We start from the raw sequence: 9,876 nt of genomic DNA on the forward strand, positions 1-9,876 counted from the left end.
ACTCGCGACCCCCGCCTTGGCAAGGCGGTGCTCTACCGCTGAGCTATTCCCGCATACAGAACCGATAATTAATATAACATAATCATCAATCTGTCGTCAAGAACAATTTATGTCTGTCCTGACTGCCCTATAATAATATCAATTTACACATATAGTGTCAATGGTTTTTCCATGAAATTCTCAGTTAATTTTGCATAATTGAGCATAAAACATATAAAAAGAGGGATTTAATAACCCCTCTTTTATATAGATTACTCTTTGTTCTTTTGTCTACCTTTACCGGCTCCGTCTTCAGCTGCTTTAACCTCAGCTTCCACGAAGGTTTTCATATCATTCAGCATATGCATGGATGCATCGATAATGGAGAGTCCCATTGTGGAGCCCAATGCTTCATCAATTTGTAAATTGTAGTGTAAGCATGGTTTTACACCTAGGAATCGACATTGCTCCTTATGGATTGGTTCCTCATATGCGGCAGATGGGAATACATAATCCTTAACCAATGGTTCAATAGTAACGGCAGCCAATACAGCTGCACCGGTTACGGCATTATCAAATACTACTGCCATACGATAACTAGCAGCACCCAAGATAAATCCAGTTAAGAATGCAATATCTAAACCTCCTGCGACATGAAGCAAATGCAATACCTCATCACGACGCTCGCTTTCACTCAAAGCAGACCAATCATCAACATCAATGTTAAACCGATCTACAAAGGAATGGATATGTGCAGCCCGTTGCTCAATGGTAGGTCCACATTCAGTATGGACTAGAATATCGTCATAAGCACAACCTGTAATAGTTGCAGTCGTTACAAGGGAATCGAGGAATGCCCTCTCCCCTATGTTACCAAGAGCAACGACTTGTAATCCTTCGTTGTGCAGTTTATCAGCATAGGTAAAGCCAAGTTCAAGGGATGCTTCTAATTCATCACGAGAAATAACAGGTTCTACACCAAAAAAGTGGGAACCCTTACGGATAACCTTTTGTTCAATATTCGTCAAATCTGTCGTATCTTGTTCAAGGCCTATATTTACTACATGTACAGCTGCTTGTAACTTATTTGCCGCACCTTGCGTAGCCGTTCTACCATCATTGAAACGCTTAATCGCTGCGTTGCTTTCACTGCCATGCTGACTATTTTGAGGACCATCTACCAAGTGATCCGCCGCCACCACAAGTACACCATATCGCAAATGATTTGGTTGAGGATCTGCCAGAATGCCCGCAAAGCGCTCAGCTATTAACTCTAATGTAGCAAGGCTATAAATAGGTTTTGTTAAATTATCGATTCGTAATCGGCATGCTTCCATGGATGGCGCATGTAATGGTTCAATTGTAAAAGTTCTCATGCCTTACCTCCTGTAACAGCCAAATACATATGAACGGCAAGGTCTAGCATGCCCATTTGAATGGAGCCACCAGATGCCTCACCAAGGCAAAGTCCTAAGTCAACATAGGCTTCAAGGCCTAGATTTTCTAAGGAAGATTTAGCCGCTTTTTCAGCAGATAAATGAGATGCCATCACATAGTCCATCGCTTGTGGCACCAATGTCTTAGCAACTAACGCACAAGCAGATGTATTAAAGCCATCAATAATAACTAATGCATTATTCGCTGCAGCACCTAGAATAACACCTACGATACAGGAGAATTCAAAGCCTCCCACAGAGGATAAAATTCCGATGGCATCGTCTTTCGGTATATTCTTATATTTTTCTAATACATCATGAACGATGCGTTGCTTTAATTTCAAACGTTCGTCAGAAATATTAGTGCCTCGACCTGTCGCTTCCTCTGCTGTGAGTCCTGCAAATTTAGCAGTCATAAGAGCACTAGCGGTAGTATTGGAAATACCCATTTCCCCTACTAAGAAAACATTGAAACCTTCGTCAATTTTCTCTTTTACAAGACGAATACCCGTTTCAATACCTTCAATAGCTTGCTCACGAGTCATGGCAGGTTCTTCCACAAAGTTCTTTGTCCCCATGCCAAGTTTATGAATACGTAATCCTGGTACCCAGCTCATATCCGCATCAATGCCCATGTCGATAACTTCCATGTGAGCACCACAATAATTAGCTAAGGAATTGGCACCAGCCCCCTTAGGGATTAAGTAGTTTTGTGTCATCCCTACTGTTGTTTCCTTTGGGTACGCACTGACACCCATATCGGCCACACCATGATCGGCAGAGGCAATAATCATACAAGGCTTTGGAATCGTTAACTGTTCCTGATTTGTAGCTGCACCATATTGAGCCACCACATTTACAAGTCGTCCATATTGCTCTACAGGTGAACCTGCATTCCAACTATCAATTATATGTTGTTCAATCTCATGACTACGCCCAGTAATAGCGTCACAAGTTTCTTGTAACAAACTCATAATATCTCCTTAACTAAATCATATGTTAAATGTATATTCTTCTAGAACTCTAGTATACACATTATACTGCATAAATCATGTTGCTTTAGCTACATAAAATATAGCCTTAGCTAATCGTTAATTATCATTAGCTATTTTTGATTTGGCCCGTTAAATATGGCAATTTACCTCGAATTTCTCGGCCCCGTTCAAGATAGGATTCTAAGGCTTGACCTTCATCTTCTTGTGAAAGTATCTCTTTTACCCGTTGAATTTCGGATTCGATCTGTGAAAGACCTTCAATTACATTGTGTCTATTACCATAGATGATTTCACGCCACATAGATGGTAAACCACCGGCAACACGCGTACAATCGCGGAAGCCACCGGCCGACAATTTCATGCGCAACTCGCCTAACTCATCGCCACCGGAAACTTGCGTTAAAATGGATGCCAACAAATGTGGCATATGGCTGACCATAGCTAAATATGCATCGTGAGCATAGATATCTACAAATTCAATACGGGATCCTACAGCACGACCCATTTCAGCTAACTCTTGAGCAACCTCTTCACTATATACATCAGAGGCTTTATCCTCAAGGACAATCCAGCCCATCCCTTTAAATAGGTTTTTATGAGACACTTCATAACCGCCCTTTTCAGAGCCAGCCATAGGGTGAACAGACACAAAAATAGTACCTTTAGGAATGGAACTGTATACAGCTCGTACAAAGTTTTCCTTTGCGCTAGACACATCCGTTACTACTTGTCCTGGTTTAAAGAGATGTGCCGTTTCTGTAAATAATCTTGCATTTGTATCTGGAGGCAATGAAAATACGACAATATCCGAATTCTCAATCAATGGTTCTACCTCAGTCCAGGCAGCTTTCACCACACCATCTTGAATGGCCGCATCACAAACCTCTTGGCGACGCGCATAGCCCACTACCTCATAATCGGTATAAGCCTTTAACGCCTTTGCCAACGAACCACCTAATAGCCCCAAGCCAATAATACCTACTGTCTTACTCATATAAACCTACTTTCACAAATAGTTAGCCTTACACTCTCCAATGTAAGGCTAACTACATTTACAAACTATTAATAATTAACGGCGATCATGAAAATATAAAACTACGCCTCAATAAGACGTCTATTTTTCCATTTACCGCTATACCAACGATACACAAATAACAATCCTCGTAAAATTTCATCGGCCGCCATGGCAATCCAAATGCCTACGAGTCCCCATCCCCAGTAAATACCAAAGAGATAAGATAATGGTACAGCGCATAGCCACATACCAAAAATGCCTACCAGCATAGGTGTCCGAATATCGCCTGCCGCTTGTAAACAGCCAACCATAACAATATTGACGGCACGGCCTAATTCAAGGAAAATCTCAACCAACAATACATTATGTGCTAACGATAGGATTTCTGAATCTGTAGTGAATACAGACAAAACAATATCACTGGTAATATAAAAGAACGTAGCCAGACCTACATTAATAGCAATGGCTAAGAACATCGAATGCCATACGCGATTTGTCACCTCATCTTGCCGTTTGGCCCCCATCAAGAAACCAACGATAACTTGTGACGCATTCGCTAGTGCTATGGTATATACATAACAAAGCATGGCTATAACCGAAACATATACCTTTGTATTAATAACAGCCAGTCCCAAGATATTGACCATTTTCATAATCGTTGTCTGAGATAGTTGATAACTTAAGGTTTCGCCACCGGAAGGAACACTGATGTTCAGCAATGACTTAACCGTATGCCATGGGAATGGTTTTAAGAATCTAAAGCTTACCTCTAATGTAAGCAATTTCTTAAATGTATAACCGATAATCAGGAGACCAACCACCTTAGACAACCATGTAGAAATGGATACCCCTAGTACACCTAAGCTTGGTATGGGCCCATGGCCAAAGATTAACACATAGTTAGTTGCAATATGGATAACATTCATAACCAATGCAATGTACATAGTAACACGTGTTAATGAATGTCCTCTAAATACAGCAACTAACGCATAGTACATAGCCTGAATTGGCAAGCCTGCTGCCACTATGGTTGTATACACCGATGTATCGCTCATCGTTTCAGGAGGTATGCCAAGCCATGTAAAAATCCATGTATGACAAGTAATAAAGAATACGGCCGCTATCGATGAGAAGAAAAAGTTCAGCACCAAGCTGACCGTACATACTTCTGATAGCTTGGACTGATTCCGAGCCCCTAAATATTGAGCAATCAGAATCGTCGTAGCTGTGCTCATCACAATGATGAGCATAATAAAGATATTTAAAATTTGATTGGCATTAGCTACTGCTGCTACTGCTTGCGGCGAGTAGTGACTCATCATCAATTGGTCTATATTACCTACCAGCATCTGTAGGAACACTTCGATGAATATAGGCCAACTCAAGGTCCAGATGGACAAGCTAATCCCTTTTTCATAAGACTTCATAGTATCCCCTTATATACTAATGCCAAATTTCATAGTCTTCCCTTTATACACTAACGCCCCATTGCTTATCCATTAAAAGAAAACGCCTTTAGCCTTTTCTTTAGTTTCTTGATCAGCAATAAATGGAATTCTTGTAGTTCTACCTTCTTTAGCAGCTACAATCTTTTTAAATGGGAATTCAAAGATTTCTCTATTCCAAGTATTTACCGCATCATTGTATAACGTTCTAGCTGCAGTAATTTCTTTTTGCAAATAAGAGTTTTGTTGCATTGCATCACGAATTGTATCTTGGCTTTGTAATTCTGGATAGTTTTCTATAGCTACATTAAGAGCTCTTGTAGCCTTATTAAGTTGAGAGTTCACATCACTTCTAGACTCTTCAGAGAAATTACCACTTCTATACTTAGCAATATCTACGAGAATATCTTTATCCACTTCAATAGATTTTTCCACTAATTTAGCTGCATTGGAAAGAATCACCACACGTTGCTCCATATAATTATCAATCTCAGAAGCAGCGTTTTGAATTCTTTGTTCCATCATATTAAACTCTGAGCTAATTTGTTTTAATCTCCACCATGGATAAATTAGCACAATCGCACCAATAATAGATACGAGATACTTGTCAATAACTATGCCTAAAACGATACCAATAACACCGATAGCCATAAGAATAGTAGGTAGCATTTTTTCAAAGCCACTAGTTTCAACAGGGATTACCTTAGCGATAACATGCACATCTCTGCCTTCAGACATAATTTCCGGATTCATTTCGTCGAGTTGGTTAGCCATTTTGGGTACCTCCAAATTCTTTGTAAATAGTATTTAATAAATCGTCGAGAGACTGATCTTGTCGATATAGTTTACCTGCCATAAAGTGATCGTATGCAAAAGACCGATCTCTATTATTTTCAGATTTTTGATACTGGTCTAGACCTTTAATATGATTAAAATCCTCTCCAGCAGATTTAATTTCTGAAACCTCTATCAATTCGTGTTTTGTCACAGGAACATACTCATCCCAGCGAACTGGTACATAATAGGTTCTACCATTACCCGCTCGCACAGGCACTTCATCTATGTGTTCAATCGTTCTATACGAATAGGCATCAACCTTAATCACTTCTGAGTCACCTTCATTTTTATGGTGGCTAGTCTTAAGGATTGTTTTTACATTATTACGCTCCGACGCATTAGGGGGAATAAATAAATTGAGTCCCATTTTATTCGCTAGCATTTCCGTAATGTAATCATTATATTTGAAAGCATAAGACTTACTATAAATATAGTCATTAGATGCCATTTGTTGATACACAGGAATTGCTAAAATTGGGAGGAATGAGAAATACATGTGATCAAAGTAACTACAGTTGTAATTAATGAACTTTTCTTTAATCTCTTCAAATGAAAAATCATAATACTGAGATGGTGATGTATCAAAATCCCAGTTTTGAGAGTTGTCAGCTTTAACCTCATTAATTTTACATTCTTTGTTAAATATAAAATCATCGCCATACGGTGAGTTTTCAAAGATATCCTTATAATTGCTTTGTGCTAGCGGCGTAAACAATACACGGAACTCAACCTCATTATTTCGATCTAATGCATTAAATTGTGCATCAAACTCTTCATTGGCTAGAGCTTGGAAGCCTCCTCCATTCTCCAATGAGTCTTGCCCTTTCTGTCTAAGACTAGCAATGCCTTTGGCTATCCGACTCTTGGCTCCACCAAAATTAAAGAATCCTTTTTCCGGTGGTTTTCTATGGAATGTTAAGTTAGGCGCTGCATGATTCCCATACACTAAGGATACTCTATTCGCATAATATGGGCCAGGTTGTCTTATGACTGCACGTAGTGTTTCGTTCACATCTCTAGTCTTCAAGTTCCCGTTAGAATCTACATACTCCTCTGTATAGGTCACATCTAATGTTCCTTCATAGGTATAGTCGTCGAGCCAGTGGACTATACGCTTAAGAAATACAAAGGGATTTCCTAAAATATCGCCAGATGCAATATCTAATGTAGAATGGTTCACATCGCCCTTTTCCAAGAATCCGTAGTCTTTAACGAGCTGTTCATAGCGTTCAATATTAAAATTAGAATCCATATGAATAAAAGGAATCGCCTTTTTTATTAGCTCCATAGTCATTTCACTATGAAAGAGATTATTCAAAGGCGCCATCATCTCATAACCTTCTTGACGCATTTTAGCTAAGGTCGCATCTAAGTCTTTAAGCTTTTCCTCAAGGCTCTTACTATTGGGCTTAATCCAGTACAGATATAAACCTACACATAGAACTAGAACCGCAATACAAATAATGATAGATACAATATCTACATGATTTTGTGAAAACTGATAGATACCATAAATAATGGCCCCTATACCGATAACAATATCAACCTTTTTAATAATGCCAAATCGTTTATATGATGTATTCGATTGATCTCGATTCTCTGATACAGAGGTGTATTTATCTATCAATACTTTATTAGTATCTATATCTACCTTGGATTGATCGACTAAATCTTGAAAGTATTCCTCGGTAACTTGCAGGAAGGCATCCTTTAGCTCTTCTCGATAATACTTAAGTGGCTCTAGCAATGCTTCATTATATTCATTCGACACGTTACTCATTCCCTCTCCTTAATGAATCGTACAGTAAGTACTACATCTATACGTTTCCATTATGCCTCATATTCTGAAATAACAGCCTCTTATACTTATAAGCTTTCAAATTTTACTTAATTATAAATATCCTAAATTATAAATTAGTATATCAATTAAGAAAAACTCCGTAAAGTAAGAATACTATTCATAACACAATAAAGTAACCATATTACTTATATCACTATAAAATAACCATACTATTCATGACACGCTAAAGTAATCATACGATTTATAATGTAAAAACCCCTCTTTACTAGACATCCAGTAAAGAGGGGTTCAGATCATAAATGACTCGCTTTAAATAAGATTATTTAAATTGATTGCAAAGGCTATCGAATAGCGCTTGATCTGGTTTTACAACATCTTCAGTTAATGGGCGAGGATGTGGACCACCATTTGCTGCAGCCATAGCTTTTTCGAAGGAAGGTTTAGAATTATCTTGGTAGATAAGACCTGTAACCAAACCATCTGTTTCACCCAAAGTTTTAAGTGCTGTTGCACGATCTGTTGGGTCATAACCTTCTGGCAATGCAACTAGGTGTTCTTTGAACCAGTCATAGCTGTTATGTTTATTGTAAGTAACACATGGGCTGAATACGTTAATGAAGGAGAAACCTTCATGATCCATTGCTTGTTGAATCAAATCAACAAGTTCTGCACGGTTAATCATGTAACCTTGGGCTACGAATGTAGCACCTGCAGCAATTGCAGTTTCACAAACGGACAATGGAGATTCGAATGCCCCACGAGGAGTTGTTTTTGTAACAAAACCGATGTCGGAACGAGGGGATGCTTGACCTTTAGTCAAACCATATACATGGTTATCCATAACGATGTATGTCATGTTTACATTACGTTTGAAAGCATGGATAGTGTGACCCATACCAATAGCGAATGCATCACCATCACCGGAGCAAGCGATAACTTCTAAATCTTGGTTAGCAAGTTTAACGCCTTGTGCGTAAGGAAGCGCACGACCATGAGTTGTATGTGCACCATATGCGTAGAAATAACCACCGATACGGCTAGAACAACCGATACCGGAAATTACTGCTAATTTTTCTGGTGGAATATTTCTTGCTGCTACAGCATCAGTAATTGCTGCTTGAACCCCATAATGGCCACAGCCAGGACACCAGTTTGGACGAATATCGTTTCTGTAATCTTTAGCTGTTGTCATATTATAGGACCTCCTTAATAGCATTTTTCACATAACTTTTTGTGAATGGATTACCATCGTATTTCAAGCAGCTGGAAATTTTAGATTTCTTATGCATGTTGATTTTAAATAAGTTAGTCAATTGGCCTGTTGCATTGTGTTCAACAATAACCACTTTTTTCGCAGCATCCATGAATGGTTGTAATTGTTTTGCTGGGAATGGTTTAATCAAGCGCAATTGTAAGTGGTTAACTTTAACGCCTTCTTGATCGAATTCAGCAACTGCTTCTTCGATAGCGCCACGGCTGGAAGCCATACCTACAACGAGTACATCTGCTTCGTCGTATTTAGCATTATTCAAGAATGGTTCATAGTTATCAGCTACAGTTTCCAATTTGCGGAAACGTTTATCAGTTTGCGCTACGTGCATTGTAGGCGCTTCTGCTGGTTTACCTTCTTCATTATGTTCTAGACCTGTAGAAAGGAATAGACCATTTTTCATGCCAGGAATTGTGCGTGGAGAAATACCATCTTCAGTCAATTCAAAGCGTTTGAAGTAATGAGGTTGTTCCAATTCAGGAAGGTCAGCTTCTTTCATCATTTTACCGCGGTTAATAGGCACACGGTTCAAGTCGAAGGAAGGAACAGATTGTTTATTCAAACCTTGTTGTAAGTCAGGCATGAAGATAACTGGGCATTGGTACATTTCTGCCAAGTTGAATGCTTTTTGAATTTCATAGAAGCATTCTTCGATAGATGTTGGAGAAATTACGATACCAGCGTAATCGCCATGTGCATTGTAGCAAGCCGCATCAATATCGGATTGTTCAACCTTTGTAGCCATACCTGTGGATGGGCCAGAACGTTGAACATCGATAACAACCATTGGCAATTCAGCCATGGAAGCCATGGATAAGGATTCAGCCATCAAGGAAAGACCAGGGCCAGAAGTACATGTGAAGCCACGAACACCTGCGTATACGCCGCCCATAGCTGTCATACATGCTGCGATTTCGTCCTCTGTTTGAACGATTGTAGAACCCAATTTATCCATGTTTTTAATCATATATTCCATTACTTCAGATGCTGGAGTAATAGGATAAGATGCCATGAAACGGGAACCCGCTGCGATAGCACCTAACGCACATGCTTCATTACCTAATAAGAACATTTGATCTTTCTTACCAGGAGCTGGCA

The 9,876-nt window shown here is 39.2% G+C and carries 8 protein-coding genes; all 8 read right to left on the reverse strand.

What is annotated here, in order from left to right; genetic code table 11:
* Positions 1 to 251: 251 nt before the first annotated feature.
* Positions 252 to 1,355 carry a nicotinate-nucleotide--dimethylbenzimidazole phosphoribosyltransferase gene (locus tag QZ548_RS04860; protein ID WP_295868760.1) on the reverse strand — a complete coding sequence of 368 codons (1,104 nt, stop codon included), beginning with the start codon at positions 1,353 to 1,355 and terminating at the stop codon, positions 252 to 254.
* A complete protein-coding gene (locus QZ548_RS04865; protein WP_295868764.1) occupies positions 1,352 to 2,389 on the reverse strand; it encodes a nicotinate-nucleotide--dimethylbenzimidazole phosphoribosyltransferase in 1,038 nt (345 codons plus the stop codon). Before QZ548_RS04865 ends, QZ548_RS04860 begins: the two co-directional genes overlap by 4 nt.
* Positions 2,390 to 2,516: 127 nt before the next feature.
* The gene (locus tag QZ548_RS04870) at positions 2,517 to 3,404 is read right to left on the reverse strand and encodes a prephenate dehydrogenase/arogenate dehydrogenase family protein (RefSeq protein ID WP_295868767.1); all 888 of its coding nucleotides are present in this window, start codon (positions 3,402 to 3,404) and stop codon (positions 2,517 to 2,519) included.
* 101 nt (positions 3,405 to 3,505) lie between these two features.
* Positions 3,506 to 4,852 (reverse strand): MATE family efflux transporter, encoded by a 1,347-nt coding sequence (locus QZ548_RS04875; RefSeq protein WP_295868769.1) that lies wholly within the window; start codon positions 4,850 to 4,852, stop codon positions 3,506 to 3,508.
* Between the two features lie 72 nt (positions 4,853 to 4,924).
* Positions 4,925 to 5,644 carry a LemA family protein gene (locus tag QZ548_RS04880; protein WP_295868772.1) on the reverse strand — a complete coding sequence of 240 codons (720 nt, stop codon included), beginning with the start codon at positions 5,642 to 5,644 and terminating at the stop codon, positions 4,925 to 4,927.
* Complete coding sequence (locus QZ548_RS04885; protein ID WP_295868774.1) at positions 5,637 to 7,487, reverse strand: MAG1210 family protein; 1,851 nt, start codon at positions 7,485 to 7,487, stop codon at positions 5,637 to 5,639. Before QZ548_RS04885 ends, QZ548_RS04880 begins: the two co-directional genes overlap by 8 nt.
* A gap of 340 nt (positions 7,488 to 7,827) precedes the next feature.
* Positions 7,828 to 8,700 carry a 2-oxoacid:ferredoxin oxidoreductase subunit beta gene (locus tag QZ548_RS04890; protein WP_295804974.1) on the reverse strand — a complete coding sequence of 291 codons (873 nt, stop codon included), beginning with the start codon at positions 8,698 to 8,700 and terminating at the stop codon, positions 7,828 to 7,830.
* 1 nt (position 8,701) lies between these two features.
* On the reverse strand, positions 8,702 to 9,876 hold a 1,175-nt coding region (locus QZ548_RS04895), incomplete at its 5' end, for a thiamine pyrophosphate-binding protein (RefSeq protein ID WP_295868777.1).

Origin of the sequence: uncultured Veillonella sp., from assembly GCF_915069625.1 — a bacterium.
In the GTDB taxonomy this organism is placed as follows: Bacteria; Bacillota; Negativicutes; order Veillonellales; family Veillonellaceae; genus Veillonella.